The organism is Pseudomonas sp. Irchel 3H3 (assembly GCF_900187635.1).
GTDB lineage: Bacteria > Pseudomonadota > Gammaproteobacteria > Pseudomonadales > Pseudomonadaceae > Aquipseudomonas.
In genome coordinates this window covers 599,504-624,282 of sequence record NZ_FYEC01000001.1, presented here as the reverse complement: position 1 = coordinate 624,282, position 24,779 = coordinate 599,504, and the positions used below count along the sequence as shown (strand labels likewise).

At 61.3% G+C, this 24,779-nt stretch carries 22 protein-coding genes; 11 read left to right on the top strand and 11 right to left on the bottom strand.

Features of this window, described 5'->3' with window-relative positions:
- The 8 genes from CKW24_RS02925 (at position 1) to CKW24_RS02890 (ending at position 8,809) form a co-directional block, all read left to right on the top strand.
- Positions 1-768 (top strand): TerC family protein, encoded by a 768-nt coding sequence (locus CKW24_RS02925; protein ID WP_095165168.1) that lies wholly within the window; start codon positions 1-3, stop codon positions 766-768.
- A gap of 217 nt (positions 769-985) precedes the next feature.
- Entirely contained in the window at positions 986-2,644 is a 1,659-nt protein-coding gene (locus tag CKW24_RS02920; protein ID WP_095165167.1) for a Na/Pi cotransporter family protein, read from the top strand.
- Between the two features lie 80 nt (positions 2,645-2,724).
- Entirely contained in the window at positions 2,725-4,101 is a 1,377-nt protein-coding gene (locus CKW24_RS02915) for a pitrilysin family protein (RefSeq protein ID WP_095165166.1), read from the top strand.
- Positions 4,102-4,178: 77 nt separating this feature from the next.
- The gene (locus CKW24_RS02910) at positions 4,179-5,222 is read left to right on the top strand and encodes a DUF5924 family protein (protein WP_095165165.1); all 1,044 of its coding nucleotides are present in this window, start codon (positions 4,179-4,181) and stop codon (positions 5,220-5,222) included.
- Positions 5,223-5,276: 54 nt separating this feature from the next.
- The gene (locus CKW24_RS02905) at positions 5,277-6,422 is read left to right on the top strand and encodes an ABC transporter permease (RefSeq protein ID WP_095165164.1); all 1,146 of its coding nucleotides are present in this window, start codon (positions 5,277-5,279) and stop codon (positions 6,420-6,422) included.
- Positions 6,419-7,222, top strand: a complete 804-nt coding sequence (locus CKW24_RS02900) for an ABC transporter ATP-binding protein (RefSeq protein WP_095165162.1) — start codon at positions 6,419-6,421, stop codon at positions 7,220-7,222. Before CKW24_RS02905 ends, CKW24_RS02900 begins: the two co-directional genes overlap by 4 nt.
- Before the next feature lies 1 nt (position 7,223).
- Positions 7,224-8,162, top strand: coding sequence for an MlaD family protein (locus CKW24_RS02895; RefSeq protein WP_095165161.1), 939 nt, complete (start codon positions 7,224-7,226; stop codon positions 8,160-8,162).
- Positions 8,159-8,809 (top strand): ABC-type transport auxiliary lipoprotein family protein, encoded by a 651-nt coding sequence (locus tag CKW24_RS02890; protein WP_095165160.1) that lies wholly within the window; start codon positions 8,159-8,161, stop codon positions 8,807-8,809. Before CKW24_RS02895 ends, CKW24_RS02890 begins: the two co-directional genes overlap by 4 nt.
- A 185-nt stretch (positions 8,810-8,994) precedes the next feature.
- Here CKW24_RS02890 and CKW24_RS02885 read toward each other — a convergent pair whose 3' ends face one another.
- The 4 genes from CKW24_RS02885 to CKW24_RS02870 all read right to left on the bottom strand — a co-directional run bounded on the left by CKW24_RS02885 (position 8,995) and on the right by CKW24_RS02870 (position 13,004).
- On the bottom strand, positions 8,995-10,224 hold the full coding sequence (locus CKW24_RS02885) for a nucleoside recognition domain-containing protein (protein ID WP_095165159.1): 1,230 nt from the start codon (positions 10,222-10,224) through the stop codon (positions 8,995-8,997).
- 138 nt (positions 10,225-10,362) lie between these two features.
- Positions 10,363-11,694 (bottom strand): glutamate/aspartate:proton symporter GltP, encoded by a 1,332-nt coding sequence (gene gltP / locus CKW24_RS02880; protein ID WP_095165158.1) that lies wholly within the window; start codon positions 11,692-11,694, stop codon positions 10,363-10,365.
- 785 nt (positions 11,695-12,479) lie between these two features.
- On the bottom strand, positions 12,480-12,644 hold the full coding sequence (locus CKW24_RS02875) for a DUF1328 domain-containing protein (protein ID WP_002555679.1): 165 nt from the start codon (positions 12,642-12,644) through the stop codon (positions 12,480-12,482).
- A gap of 72 nt (positions 12,645-12,716) precedes the next feature.
- Positions 12,717-13,004 carry a hypothetical protein gene (locus CKW24_RS02870; protein ID WP_095165157.1) on the bottom strand — a complete coding sequence of 96 codons (288 nt, stop codon included), beginning with the start codon at positions 13,002-13,004 and terminating at the stop codon, positions 12,717-12,719.
- A gap of 445 nt (positions 13,005-13,449) precedes the next feature.
- Here CKW24_RS02870 and algB point away from each other — a divergent pair, with 445 nt between their 5' ends.
- Both algB and CKW24_RS02860 read left to right on the top strand, forming a co-directional pair.
- Positions 13,450-14,796, top strand: coding sequence for a sigma-54-dependent response regulator transcription factor AlgB (gene algB / locus CKW24_RS02865; protein WP_095165156.1), 1,347 nt, complete (start codon positions 13,450-13,452; stop codon positions 14,794-14,796).
- 10 nt (positions 14,797-14,806) lie between these two features.
- Positions 14,807-16,597 carry an ATP-binding protein gene (locus CKW24_RS02860; RefSeq protein ID WP_095165155.1) on the top strand — a complete coding sequence of 597 codons (1,791 nt, stop codon included), beginning with the start codon at positions 14,807-14,809 and terminating at the stop codon, positions 16,595-16,597.
- A gap of 7 nt (positions 16,598-16,604) precedes the next feature.
- Here the strand turns inward: CKW24_RS02860 and CKW24_RS02855 are convergent, their stop codons facing one another.
- The 7 genes from CKW24_RS02855 to CKW24_RS02825 all read right to left on the bottom strand — a co-directional run bounded on the left by CKW24_RS02855 (position 16,605) and on the right by CKW24_RS02825 (position 23,766).
- Entirely contained in the window at positions 16,605-18,221 is a 1,617-nt protein-coding gene (locus CKW24_RS02855; protein ID WP_095165153.1) for an EAL domain-containing protein, read from the bottom strand.
- 73 nt (positions 18,222-18,294) lie between these two features.
- On the bottom strand, positions 18,295-19,074 hold the full coding sequence (locus CKW24_RS02850) for an N-acetylmuramoyl-L-alanine amidase (RefSeq protein WP_095165152.1): 780 nt from the start codon (positions 19,072-19,074) through the stop codon (positions 18,295-18,297).
- A gap of 103 nt (positions 19,075-19,177) precedes the next feature.
- Positions 19,178-21,106, bottom strand: a complete 1,929-nt coding sequence (locus CKW24_RS02845; protein ID WP_095165151.1) for a GGDEF domain-containing protein — start codon at positions 21,104-21,106, stop codon at positions 19,178-19,180.
- Positions 21,103-21,981: an endonuclease/exonuclease/phosphatase family protein gene (locus CKW24_RS02840; protein ID WP_095165150.1), complete on the bottom strand. Its 879-nt coding sequence runs from the start codon at positions 21,979-21,981 to the stop codon at positions 21,103-21,105. Before CKW24_RS02840 ends, CKW24_RS02845 begins: the two co-directional genes overlap by 4 nt.
- 12 nt (positions 21,982-21,993) lie before the next feature.
- Complete coding sequence (locus CKW24_RS02835; RefSeq protein ID WP_095165208.1) at positions 21,994-22,623, bottom strand: thiol:disulfide interchange protein DsbA/DsbL; 630 nt, start codon at positions 22,621-22,623, stop codon at positions 21,994-21,996.
- Between the two features lie 200 nt (positions 22,624-22,823).
- A complete protein-coding gene (locus CKW24_RS02830; protein ID WP_095165149.1) occupies positions 22,824-23,429 on the bottom strand; it encodes a cytochrome c4 in 606 nt (201 codons plus the stop codon).
- Positions 23,430-23,475: 46 nt separating this feature from the next.
- Positions 23,476-23,766 (bottom strand): cytochrome c5 family protein, encoded by a 291-nt coding sequence (locus tag CKW24_RS02825; protein WP_095165206.1) that lies wholly within the window; start codon positions 23,764-23,766, stop codon positions 23,476-23,478.
- 190 nt (positions 23,767-23,956) lie between these two features.
- Here CKW24_RS02825 and yihA point away from each other — a divergent pair, with 190 nt between their 5' ends.
- Positions 23,957-24,598: a ribosome biogenesis GTP-binding protein YihA/YsxC gene (gene yihA / locus CKW24_RS02820; protein WP_095165147.1), complete on the top strand. Its 642-nt coding sequence runs from the start codon at positions 23,957-23,959 to the stop codon at positions 24,596-24,598.
- The last annotated feature ends 181 nt before the right edge of the window (positions 24,599-24,779 follow it).

Genomic DNA, 24,779 nt, shown 5'->3' with positions numbered 1-24,779 from the left:
ATGGAATGGCTGACCAACCCAGAGATCTGGGTTGCCTTCTTGACACTGACGGCCCTGGAAATCGTCCTGGGCATCGACAACATCATCATGATCTCGATCCTGGTCAGCCGCATGCCCAAGCATATGCAGGCACGCACCCGGATCTTCGGCCTGGCCCTGGCCATGGTCACCCGGATCCTGTTGCTGCTGTCGATCACCTGGGTAATGCGCCTGACCGCCGACCTGTTCGTGGTCTTCGGCCAGGGCATTTCCGGACGCGACCTGATCCTGTTCTTCGGTGGCCTGTTCCTGCTGTGGAAAAGCTCCCAGGAGATGTACCACGCACTGGAAGGTGAAGACGAAACCTCCGAAGAGCCTACCGGCAAGGGCGGCAACTTCCTCTACACCATCATCCAGATCGCGATCATCGACATCGTGTTCTCCCTGGACTCGGTCATCACCGCCGTGGGCATGGTTTCTCATGTGCCGGTCATGGTCGCCGCGATCGTCGTTGCCGTCCTGGTGATGATGCTGGCTGCCGGCACCATCAGCACCTTCATCGACAAGCACCCGTCGCTGAAAATGCTCGCGCTGTCGTTCCTGCTGGTGGTCGGTACCGTGCTGATCGCCGAAGCCTTCGAAGTGCATGTGCCAAAAGGCTATGTCTACTTCGCTATGGCGTTCTCGCTGGCAGTGGAAGCGGTCAACATCAAGATGCGCACCGCAATCGCGAAAAAGCGCAAGCAACAGGACCCTGTCAAGCTGCGCAAGGACATCCCGGGCCAGTAACCTGAGCCGGATGTAGGAAGAAGGGGGCTCTCGCAAGCCCCCTTTTTTACGTCCGCATGAAGCTGTTTTCATGACAGTTTTGTTTCATTTGACGCTTTAGGCATGCGATGCTGGCGCCACGGCCGTTAGCGAACTACAGCTTAAGTACAGAATGTAGAAAATCGCGCGGTACCGCTGACTTGCCCCTTTGGGGCGCTATTCCACCAGGGGGCCTGTCATGCTGACCCTGCTCAATTTATTGTCTGCCGTGGCCTTGCTGATCTGGGGCACGCACATCGTCAGAACCGGCATCTTGCGGGTCTACGGTTCCAACTTGCGCCATGTCATTGGCCGCAACATGTCCAAGCGCTGGCTGGCCTTCATTGCCGGGATCCTGGTCACGGCCATGGTCCAGAGCAGTAACGCCACCGCGATGCTGGTGACCTCCTTTGTCGGCCAAGGCCTGATGGCACTGACCCCCGCGCTGGCGACCATGCTCGGCGCCGATGTCGGTACCGCACTGATGGCCCGCGTCCTGACTCTGGACCTGTCCTGGCTGTCGCCGCTGCTGATTTTCCTCGGGGTGATCCTGTTCCTCTCACGCAAGCAGACCCGCGTGGGCCAGATGGGTCGAGTCAGCATTGGTCTGGGACTGATCATCCTGGCACTGCAGCTTATTGTCGAAGCGGCCGCGCCGATCACCCACGCCCAGGGCGTCAAGGTGCTGTTTGCCTCCCTGACTGGCGACATCCTGCTCGATGCCTTGATCGGCGCACTGTTCGCGATGATTTCCTACTCCAGCCTGGCTGCCGTCCTGCTCACCGCAACCCTCGCTGGTGCCGGGGTCATCAGCTTGCCCGTGGCCATCGGCCTGGTGATTGGCGCCAACATCGGCAGCGGGGTGCTGGCCTTCCTCAGTACCAGCATGCAGAACGCCGCTGGCCGCCAAGTGGCGCTGGGCAGCCTGCTGTACAAGTTGATCGGGCTGCTGCTGATCATTCCGGTACTCGACCCCCTCGTGCACTGGATGGACAGTCTCGACTACAGCCCGCAGGGCCTGGTGATCGGCTTTCATCTGCTCTACAACACGGCGCGCTGCCTGGTGCTGCTGCCCAGCGTCGGCCCCATGGCGCGGCTGTGTGCCTGGCTGCTGCCAGAACGCCCGGAAACCAACGGCCAGGCCAAGGCCAGGCACCTGGACCTGACCGCCCTGGTCACCCCCAGCCTGGCCCTGGCCAATGCAGCGCGGGAAACCCTGCGCATGGGCGACCTGATCGAGAACATGCTCCAAGCCATGCTCGACGTGCTGCGTGGCAAGCAGACCGCGGTGCCCCAGCAAATGCGCAGCCTGAGCGATGACGTCGAGGCCCTCTACAGCGCGATCAAGCTCTACCTGGCGCAGATGCCCCGCGAAGACCTGAGTGACCAGGACAGCCGGCGCTGGGCGGAAATCATCGAACTGGCGATCAACCTCAAACTGGCCTCGGACCTGATCGAGCGCATGTTGCGCAAAGTCCAGCAGCAAAAGACCTCGCAGCGCCGCTCCTTTTCCGATGTGGGCCTGGAAGAACTCGCCGGGCTGCACCAGCAGTTGATTGCCAACCTGCGCCTGGGGCTCTCGGTGTTCCTCAGTGCCGACAAGGAAAGCGCCCGGCAATTGCTGCGTGAGAAACGGCGCTTCCGTGCCCAGGAAAGGCGCCTGGCCCACGCCCACGTCAGCCGCCTGCAACGCAAGATCGTACAAAGCATCGAGACCAGTTCCCTGCACCTGGAACTGATCGCCGACATGAAACGCTTGAACTCGCTATTCTGCAGCAGCGCCTATGTGGTGCTGGAGACCTCCGAAACCGGCGCCCTGGCGGTCGACGACATGGCTGACATCACCCATTCTCCCTGAACGTCTAGCGTTGCCAGCAGTCATTTGCAAAGCTTGAGGGAAAACCCCGCTCCCCGCATTTACCCGCCAGGAAGGTTGTTATGCGTTGTCTGTTGTTTGCGTGCCTGCTGCTGGGCTCCTCCTGCACCTGGGCCCTGGACCGTCTGCAAGTCGAGGGCTACGTGCTGCAAAACGGTCTGCAGATCCTGCTCAAGCCGAGCGCTGAGCGTGGGCATGTGGCAATCCGCCTGGTCGTCGGCGTGGGCCTCGACGACTTTTCCTGCGCCGACAAGGAACTGCCACACCTGCTGGAGCATGTGCTGTTCAGCGGTATCGATGCCGGCGGCGAAGGAGGGCTGGAGGAGCGCATGCAAGGCCTCGGTGGGGAATGGAATGCCTTCACCAGCAATGCCGACACCACCTTTGTCATCGAGGCTCCGGCGAAGAACCAGCGCAAGGTCCTCGACTTGCTCCTGGCGCTGCTGACCGAAACCCACATCGACGACAACGCGATCAATGCCGCCAAACAGGTGGTCGAACGTGAAGACGGTGGCCACTACTCCCACCTGCAGCGCTGGCTCGATCGCCAGGACCTGGGCCATACCGCCAGCAACCAGTTGGCCGTGGAACTGGGGCTCAAGTGCCAGGAGCGCTCCGAAGTCCACTCGCTGACCCGTGAACAGCTGGAACAGGTACGCCAGGAGTGGTACGCCCCCAACAACATGACACTGATCGTCGTCGGCGACCTCGATCGCCTGTTGCCGGCCTACCTGGAGCGCACCTACGGTCATCTGAAGCCGGTCGAACCCACGGTGCACCCGGCCTTGGCACAGTTACAAAGCCCGGCCCAGGCCGAGCGGAATCTGATCCACGGCTGGGTCGGCGATGCAGCCAAGCTGCACTGGCTATTCCCTGAGCCGATCCTCGACGACCAATACGACGAAACCTACGACCTGCTCAAGGATTACCTCGACTGGGCGCTTTACCGCCAGTTGCGCCTGGCCCACAGCCTGTCCTACGGCCCCGCAGCGGAGCGCGAAGTGTTCGGCGGAGTCGGCTTCATGAGCCTGAACGCGGACCTGGAGCGCGATGACCTGGCCCAGGCGCAGCAGGTACTGGCGCAGCTCAAGGCCGACCTGCTGCACAAGGGCCTCGACCCGGCCACTTTTGCGCGCCTCAAACAGGCCGCCATCGCCCGTCAGGCTTGGGCGGTGCAGGGTAATAGCGCACTGGCCGACTATTACTGGGGTGCCTTGGGCGACTTTGCAGACGGACGATTTGCCGACCCGGTCAAGCGCCTGCGTGCCGTGACGCTCAAACAGGCGAACCTGGCCCTGCGGCAACTGCTCGAACAGCCAGGATACGTGCGCATCGAAAAACCGCTGCTCAGCTATGATCAACTGACCTGGCTGCTGGGTGGGGTAGTCGGGTTATTGGTGCTCGGCGCACTGGGTTGGCGCTTTCATCGCCGAACATGAAGGTGCACGGCGACCGGATGTCTCCCGGCGCTGGTATCCTAGGTGGGTTTTTCCTACGACCATTGTGAACCGCCAAAATGCCGAACCTGACCCTCTACGTCCAGCGCATCCTCGAGCTGATGAAGCGCTACCCCGGGGTCATCGCGCTCGGTGGTTTCATCTCGGGGGTCGGCAGCTTCATTCTGGTGGACCGCCAGCAAGGCCTGGCCACCTGGATCGCGATCATCATGCTGGTCAGCTGGGTCTGGCTGATGCTGGAAAACAGCCTGACGCAGTTGTTCACCAAGGTGTTCAAGCGCGAGATTCCGCAGCCGCTGCTGCGCTACGCGACCCAGATGATCCACCAGGAAAGCCTGTTTTTTGTCCTGCCGTTCTTTTTCATCACCACCACCTGGAACAGCGGGCAACTGGCGTTCACCGGGCTGCTCGGCGCCGCAGCGCTGATTTCCATCACTGACCCGCTCTATTACAAATGGCTGGCCCCACGCCGCTGGCTGTTCCTGGCGATGCACACCCTGACGTTGTTTGCCGCCCTGCTGACCGCCTTGCCGATCATCCTGCACCTGACCACCTCGCAGAGTTTCAAGCTGGCGCTGGGCATTGCCATGCTGCTGTCCTTCCCGAGCCTGGCGTCGATCTTTCCGATTCGCACCTTGCGCGGTGGCCTCAGCGTGCTGTGCATCACCGTGGCGATCGGCGCCACCGGCTGGTTCCTGCGCTCCTGGGTACCGCCAGCCACCCTGTGGATGACCGAGGTGGCGATCAGCACTCAATTGCAGGACCGCACCCCGGGCGCCAGCCTGGAGCAGGTCAGCGTCGCCCAGTTGCGGGGCGACGGCCTGTACGCCTACACCGCCATCAACGCCCCGCGCGGTCTGGACGAGCGGATCTATCACGTGTGGAAATTCAACGGCAAGGAAGTCGACCGTATCGCCCTGGATATCCACGGTGGGCGCAAGGAAGGCTACCGGGCCTGGACCCACAAGCAGAACTTCCCTGGCAACCCGGCCGGCAAATGGCAGGTCCGGGTGCTGACCGAAGACGGCCAGGTGATTGGTGTGCTGCGCTTCGTGGTCACCGACACAGGTCAAGACAACCCGGCGCCGAACCAGGCAAAGTAACAAGGTTCGTGCTATTAGGTAGCACTGCGTCGCAGCCGAACAAGCAAGGAGCTTATGAGCGATACGACAACCGGCACTGCCCAGCTCGATACTTCCCACAGCCCTGCGCAGCTCAGGGTCACGGGCGACTGGACGCTTGCCCACTACGCCAACCTCAAGCAGTTGAGCGAAACCCTCAAGGGCCAGTATGACGACCGCGCCACCATTGACCTCAATGGCCTGGGCGCGCTCGACACCGCCGGTGCCTCCTTGCTGGTCGAATTGCTGGGGGCAGAGCGCCTCGGCAAAACCGCCGAGCATCCCGACTGCAGCCTGTGCGCCGCAGACCGCGCGCTGCTGCAAACGGTCTATGACTCGATGGCCGACTTCTGTGTCCCGGTAAAACAACCCGAGATCAACGTCGGCATTCAGTTGCTGACCCGTATTGGCCGGGCCGTGGACACCGTCTGGCAAGACTCGCTGAAACTGCTGGGGTTCGTCGGCCTGATCCTGGAAACCATCGCCCGCGGCCTGTTTCGTCCCTCCCGCTGGCGAATTACGCCCATGGTCGCGCACATTGAGCAGACCGGGCTTGATGCCGCTCCGATCGTCGCGCTGCTGACCTTCCTGGTGGGCGCGGTCGTGGCCTTCCTCGGCGCCACGGTGCTCGCCAGTTTTGGCGCCAGCATCTTTACCGTGGACCTGGTGGCGTTCTCGTTCCTGCGTGAATTCGGCGTGCTGCTGACCGCGATCCTCATGGCGGGCCGCACCGCCAGTGCCTTTACCGCACAAATCGGCTCGATGAAGGCCAACGAAGAAATCGACGCCATCCGCACCCTGGGCCTGGACCCGGTCGAACTGCTGGTGGTGCCGCGGGTCCTGGCGTTGCTGGTGGCCCTGCCGATGCTGACGTTCCTGGCGATGCTCTCGGGGATTGTCGGCGGCGGCGTGGTCTGCGCCCTCTCGCTGGATATCTCGCCGGCGATGTTCCTCTCGCTGCTGCAGTCGGATATCGGCGTCCAACACTTCCTGGTAGGCATGGTCAAGGCACCGATCTTCGCCTTCCTGATCGCCGCCGTCGGCTGCCTGGAAGGCTTCAAGGTCAGCGGCAGTGCCGAGTCCGTCGGCGCCCACACCACCTCCAGCGTGGTGCAATCGATTTTCGTGGTGATCGTCCTGGATGCGGTCGCCGCACTGTTCTTTATGGAGATGGGCTGGTGAGTCGCTTACCCCGTGCGCCGACCGAGGCGGTGATCGAAGTCCGTGGGCTGTGCAATCGATTCGGCAGCCAGAGCGTGCATGAAAACCTCGACCTGGATTTGTACAAGGGCGAGATTCTCGGCGTGGTGGGTGGCTCCGGCAGCGGCAAGTCGGTGTTGCTGCGCAGCATCATTGGCCTGCGCCAGCCTAGCGAAGGGGCTGTGACGGTGTTCGGCAAGAACCTGCCGAGCCTCTCGGAGCACGAACGTTCGATGGTGGAACGGCGCTTCGGCGTGCTGTTCCAGAAGGGCGCGCTGTTTTCGTCGCTGACCGTGACCGAAAACGTCGCGCTGCCACTGATCGAGCATGCCGGGCTGAGCCGCGCGGATGCCGAACACCTGGCCGCGGTGAAGCTGGCGCTGGCCGGGCTGCCGCTGTCGGCCGCCGACAAATACCCGGCCTCGCTGTCCGGCGGCATGATCAAGCGCGCGGCCCTGGCCCGGGCGCTGGCGCTGGACCCGGACATCCTGTTTCTCGATGAACCGACCGCCGGCCTCGACCCCATTGGCGCGGCCGCCTTCGATCAATTGATCCTGACCCTGCGCGATGCGCTGGGGCTGAGCGTGTTCCTGGTCACCCATGACCTCGACACGCTCTACACCATCACCGACCGGGTGGCGGTGCTGGCGCAGAAGAAGGTGCTGGTGGCGGATGCCATCGATGTCGTCTCGGAAACCGACGACGCCTGGATTCACGAATACTTTCATGGCCCTCGCGGCCGCGCGGCGCTTGGCGCCGCTTCACAGCTCAACGAGGTATGACATGGAAACCCGAGCCCATCATGTATTGATCGGCCTGTTCACCGTCCTGGTAGTGGCCGGTGCCTTGCTGTTCGGTCTGTGGCTGGCCAAATCCAGCGTCGACAGCGAGTTCAAGGACTACGAGGTGGTCTTCAACGAGGCGGTCAGCGGCCTGTCCAAAGGCAGCGCGGTGCAGTACAGCGGGATCAAGGTTGGCGATGTGGTGAGCCTGCGCCTGGACCCCAAGGACCCGCGCCGGGTCCTGGCACGCATCCGCCTGGGCGGCGATACCCCGATCAAGGAAGACACCCAGGCCAAGCTGGCCCTGACCGGCATCACCGGTACCTCGATCATCCAGCTCAGTGGCGGTACACCACAAAGCCCTGAATTGCGGGGCAAGGACGGCAAGTTGCCGGTGATCGTCGCCTCGCCATCGCCTATCGCGCGCCTGCTGAACAACAGCGACGACGTGATGAGCAGCATTAACCGCCTGCTGTACAACGCCAACCAGATGCTCTCGCCGGAGAACGTCGACCGCCTCGGCAAGACCCTGGCCAACCTGGAGCAAACCACCGGGGCCATTGCCGAGCAGCGGGGCGATATCCGCCAAGCCATGCAGCAACTGTCGGCCATCGGCAAACAGGCCACCGCCACCCTGGAACAGACCACCGCGCTGATGCGCAACGCCAACGGCCTGCTCAACGACCAGGGCAAGCAGATGTTCGGCAGCGCCGGACAAGCGATGAAGTCCCTGGAGCAAAGCACGGCAACCATCAATACGCTGCTGACGAGCAATCAGGACGCCCTGAGCAACGGCATGCAGGGTCTCAACGGCCTGGCGCCGGCCGTGCGCGAATTACGCGATACCCTGAGCTCGCTGCGGGCCATCTCTCGTCGCCTGGAGTCCAACCCTAGCGGTTACCTGCTCGGCAGCGACACGGACAAGGAGTTCACACCATGAAGCGCGTCTACCGCCCATTCGCCCACGGGGCCCTGCTGGCAAGCCTGGCCCTGGCCAGCGCCTGCTCGATTCTGCCCAAGGCCGAGCCGCAGGATGTGTATCGCCTGCCTGCAACCCAAGGCCTGGCAACCACGACGCGAGCCACTCCTGTGACATGGTCGCTGCGTCTGGCCAAGCCGCAAGCGGGCGATGTGCTTAACAGCGCGAAAATCGCAGTAATCCCCCAAGGCGACCTGATCAGCAGCTACAAGGCCTCGCGCTGGAGCGATCCCACCCCGATCCTGCTGCGTAACCGCCTGCTCGATGGCTTCGCCGAGGACGGTCGGGTGCGCCTGCTGAGCACCGATGACAGCAACCTGCAGACTGACCTGGAACTGGCTGGCAACCTGCAGGCGTTCCAGAGTGAGTACCAGGGCAATGGCGTGCAGGTGGTGATTCGCCTGGATGCCCTGCTGGTGCGCGGCAGCGATCAGCGCATCCTCGCCAGCAAGCGCTTTGAAGTGCGCCAGCCGGTGAGTGACGTCAAGGTGCCAGGCGTGGTCACCGGGTTTGGCCAGGCCGGCGATACGCTGACCCGGCAAGTGGTTGCCTGGACGGTGGAGCAGGGACAGAGGCACGCTCCCAAACCCGCAGCAGCATCCTTGTAGCAGCTGTCGAGCCCGCGAGGCTCCGTTCGGCTGCGAAGCAGACGCCAAGGACCCACGCCAACCCGGCGAGGACTGCGTCCTCGAACGCAGCCTCGCGAGCTCGGCAGCTGCTACAGATTGGCACGTTCAACTGGAGCGAGCGCCCGCTTGCGGCTTGCTCGCGAAAGTCGTCAACGATAATGGGTTCAGCCAAAGAACCAGTAGCAGACCGCGATTGCCGCCAGCACCCCGGCCAGTTCCGCCAACAGCGCACACCCCACGGCGTGCCGGGCACGCTGGATACCCACCGCACCGAAGTACACCGCCAACACATAGAAGGTCGTTTCGGTGCTGCCCTGAATGGTCGCGGCCACCAGCGCCGGAAAGCTGTCGACGCCGGAGGTCTGCATGGTTTCGATCAGCATCGCCCGCGCGGCACTGCCCGAGAATGGCTTGACCATCGCGGTCGGCAAGGCGTCGACAAAGCGCGTGTCCCAGCCCGCCCACTCCACCAGATGGCGAATGCCGTCCAGGCCGAAGTCCAGCGCCCCGGAAGCCCGCAATACGCCTACCGCACACAGCATGGCCACCAGGTAGGGCAACAGGTTCTTGGCCACGTCGAAGCCTTCCTTGGCGCCTTCGACGAATGCTTCATACACCTTGACCTTGCGCAGCGCGCCAATCACCAGAAACAGCATGATCAGGCCGAACAGCGTCAGGTTGCCGAGGATCGAGGACAACCCCGCCAGCGCGGTGGCTGAGAGCGTCGCCAGCAGGGCCATGAAACCACCCAGGACCAACGCACCGGGAATCAGGTAGGCAAGCACCACCGGGTCCCACAGGCGCAGGCGCTGCATGAACGCCACCGACAGCAGCCCGACCAGCGTCGAACAGCTGGTGGCCAGCAGGATCGGCAGGAATACCAGGGTCGGGTCCGGCGCGCCTTGCTGGGCGCGATACATGAAGATCGTCACCGGCAGCAACGTCAACGACGAGGCGTTGAGCACCAGGAACAGGATCTGCGCATTGCTCGCCACCGTTGCACTGGGGTTGAGCTCTTGCAGTGCCTTCATCGCCTTGAGGCCGATCGGCGTCGCCGCGTTATCCAGGCCCAGGCCGTTGGCCGCGAAGTTGAGGGTGATCAGGCCGATGGCTGGATGGCCCGCCGGCACTTCCGGCATCAGGCGCAGGAACAGCGGGCCCAGGGCCTTGGCCAACCACTCGACGATCCCGGCCTTTTCGGCGATCCGCAAAAAGCCCAGCCATAGGGTCAGGGTGCCGAACAGCAGTACCATGACCTCGACCGACAGTTTGGCCATGGCGAAAATGCTTTCCACCATCGCCGCGAAGATCCCGGCATTGCCGCCGATCAGCCACTGCGCCAATGCCGAAATGGCCGCCACGATGAAAAAGCCAAGCCACAGGCCGTTGAGCATCAGTCAAATCCCCCAGAAGATGCGGCGAATGATAGCGGGGTGGGCAGAAACGACAAACCCCGGATTTCTCCGGGGTTTGTCTGGGATCTAGGAGCAGCTGGCGCCAGCTTGCGGCGCCAGCTCCTACAAGAGTCGCATTTAGTGGTTGGTCGTCTCACCAGCCGGCAGCTTGTCCTTGCTGCGCCAGTGCGGCAGGGAGTTCCAGTAACGCTGGCCCTTGGCATCGTCGTACATGCCTTCCCAACGAGAGATGACCAGTACGGCCAGGGCATTGCCGATCACGTTCAGAGCGGTACGCGCCATGTCCATGATGCGGTCGACACCGGCGATGAACGCCAGGCCTTCCAGCGGAATACCAACGCTGCCCAGGGTGGCCAGCAGGACCACGAAGGACACGCCCGGCACGCCGGCGATACCTTTGGAGGTGACCATCAGGGTCAGGACCAGCAGCAACTGCTGACTGATCGACAGGTCGATACCGTACAACTGGGCAATGAAGATTGCCGCGATGCTCTGGTACAGGGTCGAACCGTCGAGGTTGAACGAGTAGCCAGTCGGTACCACAAAGCTGCAAACGGCTTTCGGCGCGCCGTAGGCTTCCATCTTCTCGATCACGCGCGGCAGCACGGTTTCCGAGCTCGCGGTGGAGTAGGCCAACACCAGCTCATCCTTGAAGATGCGCATCAGCTTGATCACCGAGAAGCCGAACAGGCGAGCGATGATGCCCAGCACCACGAAGGCGAAGAAGGCGATGGCGAAGTAAACCAGGATCACCAGTTTGGCCAGCGGCAGCAGGGAGGCGAAGCCGAAGTTGGCCACGGTCACCGCGATCAGGGCAAACACACCGATCGGCGCGTAGTTCATGATCATGTGAGTGACCTTGAACATGCTTTCCGATACGCCCTGGAACATCTTCACCAGCGGTTCGCGCAGGTCCGACTGCAGGCTCGACAAGCCGAGACCGAACAGCACCGAGAAGAAGATGATCGGCAGCATCTCACCACGCGCCATGGCGGCAAAGATGTTCGATGGAATCAGGTTGAGGATGGTTTCGATGAACGCATGTTCATGCTGAACCTCGGCCGCCGTCGCCTGGTACTTGGAAATATCCACAGTACCCAGGGTGCTCATGTCGATGCCGGAGCCCGGATGGAACAGGTTGGCCAGCACCAGGCCCACGAGAATGGCGATGGTGGTGACGATTTCGAAGTAGATGATGGTCTTCAGGCCAATGCGCCCGAGTTTCTTCGCATCACCCACGCCAGCAATGCCGACGATCAGCGAGGAGATCACGATCGGGATCACGATCATCTTGATCAGACGGATAAAGATATCGCCCGCTGGTTGCAGGACGTTACTGATCCACCAGGCTTTTTCAGCACTGAAGTGGTTGAGCAGTGCGCCGATTGCTATACCCAGGACCAGACCGATGAGGATCTGCCAGGCGAGGCTAAGCTTTGCCTTCTTCATATCATTACCCTTACTTGCGTTTGACTCGAGCAGATGCACGAACTGGAACACCCAATGGCGTAAAAGTTTGCGCACCTGCCCCCGTATAAGGTCACCCGGAGCGCGTATTTCGGCTCTCTGGCAGGCGAAAAAAGGCGCAACTATTCCGATGCAACGGGACCACGTCTAATGCCGTAAACGCCTACCCTATGCCGAATCGGCATGAGTTTTTTTTAGTAAAACGACCGTCCCAACCGGTTCGAATACGACATTTCGGCAGGCATAAGTGCCGTGAACCGGCCATTGCAGAGCAGGGTGGTTATTAATTGACCAGTCAATTACGTACAAAAATCAGCGATTTTCCCTACGCAACGCGTCGAAAAATGGTCAGAAAATAATCGCAAATTTCTCGATATACGGTCGCCAGGAAACACTGGGAAATGGTTTGGCAGAAAGGATTGTTGTCTGTGACCCGAGCAGAATAGCTCAAGCGCTCTAACTCAGTGTTTTGCCCACGTAAGCGCGCCGCCCGTTCCCCCAGTCGAGATTGACCGGCGAACGGGCGACGCTGCTTTGCCTGACCCGGCCCTTACGCAGGCACTCCCTGTACCCGTAGGTCACTCCGATCCTGCAACAATCAGAACGTCCCGGCCCCCTGGTCATACGCGCACCTTCCTCGGGTGGGCGTAAAGGAAAGAGACGCTATCGGGCTCTTTCGGTTTTCAATTCCTGTACTCATCCAACGAACCCTGGCTTTGCCACCCGGCAACGGGGTGGCGCCAGTGCCTTCACGCAACCGCTCAGTGTCAGCCTCGACCGCGACGGCCGAAGAAGAAGGAAACAACAAACATCACCAGGAACACGACAAAGAGAATCTTGGCGATACCCGTGGCGGTGCCCGCGATACCACCGAAGCCCAGTACGGCAGCGACAATGGCAATGATCAAGAATGTGATTGCCCAGCTCAACATGATGACTCTCCTTACGCTTCGATTAGAGGTGCTGCGATTCCCGATGCATGGAGCCGGCACCAGGTCTGTTGCCTAGAACACCCAACGCTCCTGACGGGGCATGTCGAACCCAGGCTGGGCCTGGTCGACGTCCATCATGCGCAGGGGGGCCGCATCAGCCGTCTGGCTGCTGACGGCGCTGAAATGGGTCTGGGTGAAGTGTTGAGTCGGCGTAATCGCAGCATCGGGCTGCTGGCTGTGCTGCCAGAGCATGAATTGCTGGCCGCCGATCAAGGTGATCACCAGCGCAAGGACGGTGAACAGCCCTTGCTGGACATACAGTGGCGAAAGACGCAATTGGGCGGCACGTTGGCGATTCATCCTGAAACTCCTCCCACACTGGTGGTTATTATTGGTTTAGGGCGGACCTGCTTGAACGCCCTGGGCTATTCAGTACATTGCAGCCTGCATGCCATCTTTCCTGTCAGAAATAAACTCAATAAAATCAAACACTTATCCTTAATTAAAAATCCAAGCTGAACGCATCCTGCACGATGCACCGAGCACGGGTCGTGCGTTCTGCACGATTGATTTGCAGCCGAGGGAAAATTTTTGGAATGTATGAGGTGCCGCAGATGTCAGAAAAGGAGACAGGTGCGCTGCAGGACTCCGATTTTTCGCTAAAAATCTAGCTATTTCATATAGTTAGCGAAGTTGAGAGGGAATAACTCCCCGGCTTTGAGCAGAAGCGACCAGAATCAACCATGCAACTTGCCCGATTTCGTCGGGACTAACTAAGATCATTCATTTAAGGAGCGTAGGAAAAATGGAATCCGCCAACGAGCATCAAGGCCGCATTCTGCTGGTGGACGATGAGTCCGCCATCCTGCGCACCTTCCGCTACTGCCTTGAAGACGAAGGCTACAGCGTCGCCACCGCCAACAGCGCTGCCCAGGCCGATGTCCTGCTGCAACGCCAAGTCTTCGACCTGTGTTTCCTCGACTTGCGCCTGGGCGAGGACAACGGCCTCGACGTGCTGGCGCAAATGCGCATCCAGGCACCCTGGATGCGCGTGGTCATCGTCACCGCTCACTCGGCCGTGGACACCGCCGTCGACGCCATTCAAGCCGGCGCCGCCGACTACCTGGTAAAACCGTGCAGCCCAGACCAACTGCGCCTGGCCACCGCCAAGCAGCTTGAAGTGCGGCAGCTCTCGGCCCGCCTTGAAGCCCTTGAAGGTGAAATGCGCAAACCCAGCGACGGTTTGGATTCCCACAGCCCGGCCATGAAGGTGGTGCTCGAAACCGCCCGCCAGGTCGCTAGCACCGACGCCAATATCCTGATACTCGGCGAGTCCGGCACCGGTAAAGGCGAGTTGGCGCGAGCCATTCATGGCTGGAGCAAGCGCGCGAAAAAATCCTGCGTGACCATCAACTGCCCGTCACTGACCGCCGAGCTGATGGAAAGCGAGCTGTTCGGCCATAGTCGGGGGGCGTTCACCGGCGCCAGCGAAAGCACCCTCGGCCGGGTTAACCAGGCAGACGGCGGCACCCTGTTTCTCGACGAGATCGGCGACTTTCCCCTGACTTTGCAGCCCAAACTGCTGCGCTTCATTCAGGACAAGGAATATGAGCGGGTCGGCGACCCGGTTACCCGGCGCGCTGATGTACGAATCCTCGCGGCCACCAACCTCAACCTGGAAGACATGGTCCGCGACGGGCGCTTCCGTGAGGACCTGCTCTACCGCCTGAACGTCATCACCCTGCACCTGCCCCCGCTACGTGAGCGCGCCGAGGACATCCTGACCCTGGCCGATCGCTTCCTGGCCCGCTTCGTCAAGGAGTACGCGCGCCCGGCCCGCGGCTTCAGCGACGAGGCACGCGAAGCGCTGCTGGGCTACCGCTGGCCCGGCAACATCCGCGAACTGCGAAACGTCGTGGAGCGAGCGAGCATCATCTGTCCGCAGGAGCGGGTCGAGATCAGTCATTTGGGGATGGCCGAACAGCCCACCAACAACGCCCCGCGCATCGGCGCCGCCTTGAGCCTGGATGAGCTGGAAAAAGCCCACATCGGCGCCGTACTTGCCAGCGCCGGTACCCTCGATCAAGCAGCCAAGACCCTGGGTATCGACGCCTCGACCCTGTACCGCAAACGCAAACAGTACAACCTGTGAGCGCTCCCCTATGAAACTGGCGATGAAGTTGCGCACCCGTCTGTTTCTGAGTATCTCGGCATTGATGACCGTGGCGCTGCTCGGGCTGGTGCTCGGGCTGGTCAGCGTGATGCAGATGGCGAGTAATCAGGAGGTGCTGATCCGCGACAACTTCATCACCCTGGACCTGGGCCTCAAGCTGCGCCAGACCTTGGGCGATCAATTGATGATCATGCTCAACCAGACCCCCGACCTGGCGGCGCTGGAAAACTCCGAGCGGCACTATTTCGAGTTGCTGGATCAAGGCATCACCCATGAAAACCGCCTGGACAACGGCCACCAAGGCTTCCAGCAAGCCCGGGATGATTATCTGTCCTTCCTCAAGGCCTTCAGCGAGTCCCAGAATCTTTCCGGCAGCCTGAGCGGCAATCAGGAACTGACCGACAAATTCAACGTCCTGCGCAATGGCCTGATCGGCGAACACAAACAAGCGCTGGAGAATATCAACAGCACCCAACGCAAAGACCGCGAACGTGCGTTGCTGGTGGCCGGCTCGCTGGGCCTCGTCGGGTTGGCGGTACTGATCATCGGCTTTATCACCGCCCATGGCATCGCCCGCCGCTTCGGCGCGCCGATCGAAGCGCTGGCCAAGGCCGCCGACAATATCGGCCAGGGTAATTTCGACGTCACCCTGCCACTGTCCCCTGCGGCGGAAATGAACCTGCTGACTCGCCGCTTCGGCATCATGGCCGAAGCCTTGCGCGAACATCAGGCCACCAACGTCGATGAACTGCTGGCCGGCCAGCAGCGCCTGCAGGCGGTACTCGACAGCATCGATGACGGCTTGCTGATGATCGACCGCCAAGGCCAGCTGGAACACATGAACCCGGTAGCACAACGCCAACTGGGCTGGGATGACGACCGCCTTGGCCTGGCTTTGGGTGTCGCGCTGCAACGCCCGGAACTCGACGAACAACTGCAGTTGGTATTGCGCGGCGGTTCACTGGAGCGCGCGCCGGATGACCTGAGCATCGAGGTCGACGGTGAATCGCGCCTGCTGACCTACAGCCTGACCCCGGTCAGCCATACCGAAGGCCATATCCTCGGGGCAGTGATGGTGCTGCACGACGTCACCGAACAGCGGGCCTTCGAACGGGTGCGCAGCGAATTCGTACTACGTGCCTCCCATGAGCTGCGCACACCGGTCACCGGCATGCACATGGCCTTCGGCCTGTTTCGCGAACGCGCGCATTTTGCCGAAGACTCCCGGGAAACCGACCTGCTCGACACCGTCAACGAAGAAATGCAGCGCCTGATGCAGCTGATCAACGACCTGCTGAATTTCTCGCGGTATCAGAACGGCCTGCAAAAACTCACCCTGGCCCCCTGCAACATTGATGACTTGCTGGAGCAGGCCCAGGGCCGCTTCCTTGAGCGAGCCCATGAGCAAGGCATCGAATTGCTGGTGGAAATCCAGACACCGCTGCCGCGCTTGCAAGCCGATCAGCCGCAACTGGAGCGGGTGTTGGACAACCTGATCGACAACGCCCTGCGCCATACCAGCGAAAAAGGCCAGATTCGCCTGCAGGCCCGGCGCCATGGCGAACGAGTGATTGTCAGCGTCGAAGACAATGGCGAAGGTATCGCCTATGGCCAGCAAGGCCGGATCTTCGAACCTTTTGTACAGGTCGGTCGCAAGAAAGGCGGCGCGGGGCTGGGCCTGGCGCTGTGCAAGGAAATCGTCCAGTTGCACGGCGGCCGCATGGGCGTCTACTCAAGACCGGGGCAGGGCACACAGTTTTATCTGGCGTTGCCGCTATAGCGTGCGTTCACGCCTCGTCATCAATCCATCGTGGCGCCATGCGACGGCCGCGTGTCACCAGTTCGATCAACTGCATGGCGGTCAGGGCGTGGGCGAACAGCCAGCCCTGGCCGTAGTTGACGCCTTCGCTGCTCAGGTACATGGCCTGGGCTTCGTGCTCGATGCCTTCGGCGATCACCTTGAGCTCCAGGGCATGGGCCATGCGGATGATATGGGGCGCGACGCCACTACTGGCCGCGTCATGACCTAGGGCATCGATGAAGGCCTTGTCGATTTTCAGGCAATCCACGGGCAGGGTTTGCAGATATGCCAGGCTGCAATAACCGGTGCCAAAGTCGTCGATCAACACTTGATGCCCGGCGTCGCGCAGGGCTTGCAGGTTTTCCCGGGCGACCACCACATCGATCAAGCCGCGTTCAGTGACCTCAAACGCGATCTGCCGGGCCGCCACCCGGTGCAAGGCCAGCAAGCGCGACATAACTTCGCCGATCCTCGGCACCATCACATCGCACGCCGCCAGGTTGACGGAGATGTACAGCTGCGGGTTGGCGCGCAGCAGTTGACCCAGTTGTTCCAACAGGCGCTGCAGGACGAAATCGGTGATTTGCCGGATCTGCCCGCTGTCTTCGGCCATGGGGATGAAGAGGTCGGGGCTGGTGAGGGTGCCGTCCGGTCGACGCCAGCGCAACAAGGCCTCGGCGCCCACGCAATTACGGCTACGTAGATCGAAGATCGGTTGATAGAGCACCTGCAACTCGCCGCGCTTGAGGGCGCCCTGCAGCTCGCCGCCCATGGACTGGCGCTGGCGGGCTAACAGAAACACCAGCGCACCAATACTCAAGCCCAGCATCAGGCTCGCCGGCACCAGCCACCACCACAAGGTCGGCAGGTGCATGGCGGTGCGTGGAGAAATCAGCACCAGCTGATATTCCGGGTTGTTGGTCGGCATGCGGTAGATCAGGCGGTTCTGGGTGATCTGCAACGGCTCATTGCTGAACGGCGACCAGGGCTCCGACGGTGGCCAGGCTTGCGGAGCCCCCAGGACCGGGATTGCCCGGGTGCCATGGTCGAGCACTACCAGCAGGCTGCTGCCGGGTGACAGGTCGACCATATCGGTCAAATGCCCGCGAGAGGTCGCCACCCGGAAACTGCCACGCCCCAGCATCAACGCCGCGCGGTTTTCATCGGGTTCGGTGGAGGTGTTGAGCCAATAACTGTAGGTCGGCCCCTTGATGTCAGGGGGGCGGATGGCCGAGAGGGCATCCTGGTGTGGACGGTTGGAGCAGAATTGGGTTTGGTCGATGTAGGCCGCTTCATAGACGAAGCGGTAGCTGAAACTGACCTGCTGCAGGGTGGTGAACATTTTCATGTCGCAGCCGCGCAATGGCTGGGCCTCGAGGTCGTCCAGGCCTTCGCGCAACTGTCCAAACAACTGCTCGAGACGTTCGAGAAAACGTTCGCCCTGGCTGTTCATCTGTTCGCTTTCGCGCAGTTGCACCTGACGCAAAGCCACGCCCAGGCTGCCGGCCAGCAGTAAAGCAACACTCAACGCAGCCGCCAGTATCGCCAAAGACCAAGGGCGATAAAACCAACTGCGCAGGGTCTCTCGTGCGGCGGCCATCATTGAACATCCAAAGGATTACCAATGAGTTATAGCTACTGATTGAGATTTAGCGCTGACCGTCGGGCGGGCGTCATTATTTTGTCTGATTTAACACCTGCAGGATCGCCGCACTCTGCGCATCGGGCGTACCGTCGAACAGCGTCGGGCGAAAGCGCATCTGGAAGGCCGCCAGGACGTGCCGGGTGGCGACATCCAGCTCGCCGGTCTGCGGCGTGGTGTAGCCCAGGTGCGACAACTGTTCCTGGAACCAACCGATACTTGGCAACTGGGCGGCAAACTGCGCTTGCTGGCGCGCCACCGCCTGCTCATTGGGCCACAGCGCGACCCCGGCCTCGGCCAGGCGCTTCCATGGGAACAGCGGACCCGGATCGAGCTTGCGCAGTGGCGCAATGTCACTATGACCGATCACCTGCCGCGGGCTGATGCCATTGCGCTTGTTGATGTCCTTGAGCAGGAAGATCAGCGATTGCACCTGGGCTTCGCTGTAGGGATACCAGACGCGCCCAGTCGGCGTATCGGTGAACCCCGGGTTGACGATCTCGATGCCGATCGAGCTGGAGTTCAGCCAGGTGCGCCCTTGCCATTCGCTTTCCCCGGCATGCCAGGCGCGCCGATTCTCATCCACCAGCTTGTAGATGGTTGCGTTCTTGTCATCGCCCACCAGGTAATGGCTGCTGACTTCGCCACGGGTCAACAACGCCAACGAGCGCTCCAGCGAAGCGGAGGTGTAATGCACCACCACGAACTGGATCCGGTTGTCTTGATTGACCGAGGGATGGCTGGTATCGATACGCGGACCGCTGGCGCAACCGGCCAGGACTAGGAGGGATACAAGCAGGGCGATGAATTTCATGAGGAGGGCAGTACTCTGCGGACAATAATGCAACAAGCGTAACGTACCGCCCGATTCCAGACCGGCAAAAGCCCGCCATTTAAACAAAATGGGACAAATGCCCTCAACCCGCCTCGACACGGTTGCGCCCGGCATTTTTTGCCCGGTACAGCGCCTGATCGGCTCTTTTGAGTACCAGATCGCTGTGTTCTCCCGCCTTGAACGCCGACACGCCGATGGACGCCGTGATGGTCACTGGCTCACCCTTAAAATGAAACGGGCAGGCTTCAATTGCGGCGCGCAAACTTTCCAGCAACTTGACCCCCGCTACCAGCGCGGTTGCAGGCATCAGCAGGACAAACTCTTCACCGCCAAAGCGGGCGATGAAATCCGTGCCGCGCAGGCGTTTGCGCAACACCGTGGCGATGATTTTCAGTACCTTGTCGCCGGCCAGGTGGCCGTAGTTATCGTTGATGTGCTTGAAATGGTCGAGATCGAGCATCGCCAGCAACAAGGTATTGCCGTGTTGCTGCCATTGGCCGACTTCATGCTCCAGGCGCTCGCTCCAGGCCGCGCGATTGGGCAAGCCGGTCAACGGGTCGACCAGGGCCTTCTGGCGTTGTTCTTCGAGGTGCTCGCGATATCCCTGGGCTTCCTGCTCCATGCTGGCCACCCGCGCGGCCAGGCCCTGCAGGCGCGCCGCGACCTCCTGCTCGCGCTCGTCACGTTGCTTCTGGTGCTGATCCATGGTGCTCAGCAAACCTTCAAGGTGGTTCTCCAGCACGTGCTTGAGCCCCTCGAGGTCAGCGGCCTCCTGCATGCTGCTCTGCAAGCCGTCGACCTGTTCACGGATCTGCGTATCCAGCTCCCGCGCCGCCGAGCGGTTGTCGGCGTGGCCTGCGCTGGCCGCCTGCAGGTTGCTCTGAAACGACTCCAGGCGCTCGTTGAGCTGCTTGAGGTAGACCTCGAACTCATGCTGGCCACTGTCGGTGATCGCCAGCATCAACACCGCCAGATCATCGAGGATCGGCAGCAGCTCGTACCAGTTCAGGCCGTTTTTCAGGCGCTCGCGCATGGCTTCGGCTTGCGGTCGATGTCGCTCGGGCAAGGACAGGTCGTCCAACAGCCCCAACAGCGTGCTTTCTATGTGCTTGGCCACCGAGCTATAGGATGGTTCTGGCGAATCCGGCAGCGCGTAGAACAGCTCCGGCTCGCCCGGCTGCGGTTCCTGCTCGGCAAGAACGTCTGTCAGGGCAGGGGCTGTAGGCAATTCGTCCGCTGGCGCCGGGGGCGCTTCGTCGTCCGGTTGCGCGTCAGCAGCTGCGCATTCGGCAACCGGCTCCGGCAGCGGGGCGAAGACAGGTTCCTGCAGCGACTCCACGTCAGTCTCGACCTCAAGCTGGACCTGAGGCGCCACTGTTGCTGGGGCGACTACCGCCGGAGCGGCTGATGACGGCGTCTCTATCAACAGCTCAGGGGCTGCTGGCGCAGCGTGTGTCGCAACGGCCGGCAGCAAATCCAGCTCCTGATCGCGAGCACCGAACAGACGTTGCAACAACCCCGGGCGATTGAGCTCCGCGGGATTATCGAGAAGGTTCAGCGCCTGGCCTTGCAAGCCGCTGTACTCACCCAACAGCAGCGGTATCTCGCGGGCATGGCCGACGCGCCCATCCAGTTGCTTGGCAAAGGTCTTGAGCGGCCGGCTGACCTCACGGGGCAGGGGCAAGCGCTGCAGTTGCCGGACCAGCTCGGACAACGCCGTGCCGATTTGATCGACCCGGGTCTCGCGCCGCTGCTCGGAGTCGAGTACGGCTTTTTCCAGGCGCGGCAGCAGGGCGGCCAGGCCTGCATCCATGTCGTCGGTGCGGATGACTTCGCGCATTTCCTTCATGCACTGGTCAACCGCGCGGTCTGTGCCTTCTGCCGCCAGCGTGCTGCGCACCAGGCCACGACGCAGCAAGTCGAGGCGGGCATCCCAACGACGTTCGAGTTTTTCCTGTTGTTCGATGCTTTTGAGGTACTTCTCTTTCCAGCGGTTGGCTTCGTCGCTCATTCAGGGGTTCCGCGAGGGGCAGGACTCAACGCGGGCAATGCATCAGCCGTGAGCGAACCCGGCAGACGAATCTCTACCGCGACCGGCAGGTGATCGGAAATCGGTTGCGCCAGCACTTCGACCCGTTCGAGGGTCAGCGACGGGCTGAGTAGAATGTGGTCCAGGCAGCGTTGCGGACGCCAACTGGGGAAGGTCGCCTCGACTTGGGGCGCGAGCAGGCCAAGATCACGCAGGGGCGAGCTTTGCAGCAGGTCACTGGCGTGGGTATTCATGTCGCCCATGAGCACCTGGTGCTTATAGTCGCCGATCAGGTCGCGAATGTACGCCAGTTGCAGGGTCCTGACCCGGGCGCCCAGTGCCAGGTGCATCATCACCACCACCAGCGCCTCTGGCCCTTCGCCAAACCGCACCAGAATCGCACCGCGCCCCTTGGGCCCGGGCAATGGGTGATCTTCGATCACCCACGGACGTAGACGGCTAAGCACGCCATTGCTGTGCTGGCCGAGCCGACCGAGGTTGCGGTTGAGCTGTTGGTACCAGTAGGGGAAGGCGCCGAGCTGGGCCAGGTGTTCGACCTGGTTGACGTAGCCTGAACGCAGGCTGCCGCCATCGGCTTCCTGCAACGCGACCAGGTCATAGTCGCCCAGCAGGTTGCCAATCTTCTGCAGATTGTCGGCACGCCCGGTGTGTGGCAGCAGATGCTGCCAGCCCCGGGTCAGGTAATGCCGATAACGCTCGGTACTGATACCGACCTGGATGTTGAAGCTGAGTAGGCGCAGGCGGCTGTCTGCGGGCAAGCCCGAGGGCTCCAGGTGGTGCTCGTTGACCCGCGGATCATGCCGGCCAACGATGCGTTCAGTACTCCAGCGGCGCATGGCGTGCGCCGCTTACTTAGCGGCGCGCTCCTTGGCGATCAACTGATCAGCCACGCTCAGGGCGCCTTCCGGGCCACCGGCGGTGCCGAGGTCAAAGCGGTACTTGCCATTGACGACCATGGTCGGTACGCCGGAGATCTGGTAGGCCTGGGCCTTTTTCTTGGCGTCCTCGACCTTGCCTTTGACGGCGAACGAATTGAAGGTGCTGAGGAACTTGTCCTTGTCGACGCCTTCGCCGACCAGGAACTCGGCCATTTCTTCCGGGGTCGCGAGTTTTTTGCCGCTGTGGATCGCTTCGAACACGGCCTTGTGGACCTTGTGCTCCACACCCATGGCTTCCAGGGTGATGAACATTTGGCCGTGGACGTTCCAGATACCGCCGAACATGGCCGGAATACGCACGAAGTTCACGTCGGCAGGCAGTTTCTCGGCCCATGGGTTGATGGTCGGCTCGAATGCATAGCAATGCGGGCAGCCATACCAGAACAGTTCCACGACTTCGATCTTGCCAGGCACCGCCACCGGAACGGCGTTGCTCAGTTCGACATATTGTTTACCGGCTTCAAGCGGTTCAGCAGCCTGGGCGGTCATGCCGAACAGGCTGGCGGTGACGAGTGCGGCGCTGAGAATCAGATTACGCATGCTTTGCTCCTGGACACATTGGCTCGCCTCGCGCGACCTGCGGTCTGGCAGGTCATGGCGGGCATCAGTTTTCTAGTGTAACGGCAGCGGCCACAAAAAAGGGCGGCCTAGGCCACCCTTTTTATGCTTGCATCGAAGGATTAATCGAGCGTTAACGTCGCGCGGGGACGATACCTCGCGCAGCGTCCGCTCAACCGGCCTTAGTGCAGGCCCTGGATGTAGTTGGACACGGCTTCGATGTCCTTGTTGCTCAGCTTCGCTGCAACACTTTGCATGATTTTCGCGTCACCGTCGTTGGTACGGTTACCTTCACGGAAATCGGTCAGTTGCTTGGCGGTGTATTGCGCGTGCTGGCCACCCAGGTGCGGGAAGGCCGCTGCTGCGTTGCCAGCGCCGTTAGGCGAGTGGCAACCGGTGCAGGAAGGCATGCCCTGGTCCAGCTTGCCGCCGCGGAACAACTCTTCACCGCGAGCCACGACTTTCGGATCCGCTGCGCCGACGCTGCCTTTCTGGCCGGCGAAGTAGGCAGAAATATCTGCCAGGTCCTGATCACTCAGGTTGGTCAGCAGGCCGGTCATTTCCAGAACGGTGCGCTTGCCCGACTTGATGTCGTGCAGTTGCTTGTTCAGGTAACGCTCACCCTGACCCGCCAGTTTTGGAAAATTTGGCGCCATGCTGTTGCCATCCGGGCCATGGCAAGCGCCACATACTGCGGCTTTCGCCTGACCAGCAGTCGCATCACCTGCAGCATGGGCAATGCCGGAGATCCCCACGGTCAACAGCAGACTCACGATCAATTTGTTCATCAGCTAATCCAACTACGGCTAAGGGTTAAAGAGTTATGGACCGGGATCACTCGCTCATCCACTGGATGATGGCCTGGTAATCCTCGGCACTGCAGTCCATGCACAAACCACGCGGCGGCATCGCCTTGAAACCCTGGGTCACGTGTTGCACCAGCGTCTCCATACCTTGCGCCAGTCTTGGCGTCCATGCCTGCTGGTCGCCCTTTCGAGGCGCCATTGGCAGTTGGCCGGAATGACAGGCTCCACAAACACGGTTGTACACAGCTTCCGGATCCTGTGTAGCCTGCGCGCCATATAGCGGCATCAAGACACCGGCAGCTAGCAGCCATTTCGTCATAAACGACCTTTTCAGGGTTGAGAGCGTGCTGCGTTCTAATGCGCAATCAAGGTCAATCGCTCTCGTGAACTTCATCCTACGCTGGGACAAAGCGCACACAAAATCTGCGGCATTATATACTGGCGTCACTGAAACGGAAACGACGCTGCTCTTTGCGACCATTCTCGGCACCGCCCACATCGGAAATCCCATGCAACTCAAGAACCCCATCCTCGGTCTGTGCCAACAGTCCACCTTCATGCTCAGCGCTGCCAAAGTCGATCAATGCCCCGACGACGAAGGCTTCGAAGTGGCGTTCGCCGGGCGGTCCAACGCCGGTAAATCCAGTGCGCTGAACACCCTGACCCACGCCAGCCTCGCGCGCACCTCCAAGACGCCAGGGCGCACACAGCTGTTGAACTTCTTCAAGCTAGACGAAGAACGGCGTCTGGTCGACCTTCCTGGCTACGGCTACGCAAAAGTCCCGATCCCACTGAAGCAGCACTGGCAGCGCCACCTGGAAGCCTACCTGGGCAGCCGTGAGAGCCTGAAGGGTCTGATCCTGATGATGGACATCCGTCATCCAATGACCGACTTCGACCTGCTGATGCTCGATTGGGCCGTGGCCAGCGGCATGCCGATGCACATTCTGCTGACCAAAGCCGACAAGCTGACCTACGGCGCAGCGAAAAACACCCTGCTCAAGGTCCAGGCGGAAATCCGCAAAGGCTGGGGCGAAGCCGTGACCATCCAGCTGTTCTCGGCCCCCAAACGCTTGGGTCTGGAAGACGCCTACACTGTTTTGGCGGACTGGATGGAGCTTGCGGACAAGGGCGCCGAGGCGACCGAGTAAAAATCGCAGGCAAAAAAAACCCCGAATTTCATATGGGGAGGGAGAAATTCGGGGTTTAAGCTTCTGGACCGCTAGGGCGGGGTCCAGATATCTGCCAACACTTAACACAACATAGGAGCATCGAAGGGCTTCACCACCCATTCAGTAACTCTGAGTGGTGTTTCACGGGTTTAGTTCCTGA

Coding starts and splice junctions, on each gene's coding strand:
- CKW24_RS02850 (WP_095165152.1), bottom strand. CDS start 19,074: ATGAAATTCATCGCCCTGCTTGTATCCCTCCTAGTCCTGGCCGGTTGC.
- CKW24_RS02905 (WP_095165164.1), top strand. CDS start 5,277: ATGAGCGATACGACAACCGGCACTGCCCAGCTCGATACTTCCCACAGC.
- gltP (WP_095165158.1), bottom strand. CDS start 11,694: ATGAAGAAGGCAAAGCTTAGCCTCGCCTGGCAGATCCTCATCGGTCTG.
- algB (WP_095165156.1), top strand. CDS start 13,450: ATGGAATCCGCCAACGAGCATCAAGGCCGCATTCTGCTGGTGGACGAT.
- CKW24_RS02915 (WP_095165166.1), top strand. CDS start 2,725: ATGCGTTGTCTGTTGTTTGCGTGCCTGCTGCTGGGCTCCTCCTGCACC.
- CKW24_RS02925 (WP_095165168.1), top strand. CDS start 1: ATGGAATGGCTGACCAACCCAGAGATCTGGGTTGCCTTCTTGACACTG.
- CKW24_RS02825 (WP_095165206.1), bottom strand. CDS start 23,766: ATGACGAAATGGCTGCTAGCTGCCGGTGTCTTGATGCCGCTATATGGC.
- CKW24_RS02885 (WP_095165159.1), bottom strand. CDS start 10,224: ATGCTCAACGGCCTGTGGCTTGGCTTTTTCATCGTGGCGGCCATTTCG.
- CKW24_RS02830 (WP_095165149.1), bottom strand. CDS start 23,429: ATGAACAAATTGATCGTGAGTCTGCTGTTGACCGTGGGGATCTCCGGC.
- CKW24_RS02845 (WP_095165151.1), bottom strand. CDS start 21,106: ATGAGCGACGAAGCCAACCGCTGGAAAGAGAAGTACCTCAAAAGCATC.
- CKW24_RS02870 (WP_095165157.1), bottom strand. CDS start 13,004: ATGAATCGCCAACGTGCCGCCCAATTGCGTCTTTCGCCACTGTATGTC.
- CKW24_RS02910 (WP_095165165.1), top strand. CDS start 4,179: ATGCCGAACCTGACCCTCTACGTCCAGCGCATCCTCGAGCTGATGAAG.
- CKW24_RS02920 (WP_095165167.1), top strand. CDS start 986: ATGCTGACCCTGCTCAATTTATTGTCTGCCGTGGCCTTGCTGATCTGG.
- CKW24_RS02840 (WP_095165150.1), bottom strand. CDS start 21,981: ATGCGCCGCTGGAGTACTGAACGCATCGTTGGCCGGCATGATCCGCGG.
- CKW24_RS02890 (WP_095165160.1), top strand. CDS start 8,159: ATGAAGCGCGTCTACCGCCCATTCGCCCACGGGGCCCTGCTGGCAAGC.
- yihA (WP_095165147.1), top strand. CDS start 23,957: ATGCAACTCAAGAACCCCATCCTCGGTCTGTGCCAACAGTCCACCTTC.
- CKW24_RS02860 (WP_095165155.1), top strand. CDS start 14,807: ATGAAACTGGCGATGAAGTTGCGCACCCGTCTGTTTCTGAGTATCTCG.
- CKW24_RS02855 (WP_095165153.1), bottom strand. CDS start 18,221: ATGATGGCCGCCGCACGAGAGACCCTGCGCAGTTGGTTTTATCGCCCT.
- CKW24_RS02875 (WP_002555679.1), bottom strand. CDS start 12,644: ATGTTGAGCTGGGCAATCACATTCTTGATCATTGCCATTGTCGCTGCC.
- CKW24_RS02835 (WP_095165208.1), bottom strand. CDS start 22,623: ATGCGTAATCTGATTCTCAGCGCCGCACTCGTCACCGCCAGCCTGTTC.
- CKW24_RS02895 (WP_095165161.1), top strand. CDS start 7,224: ATGGAAACCCGAGCCCATCATGTATTGATCGGCCTGTTCACCGTCCTG.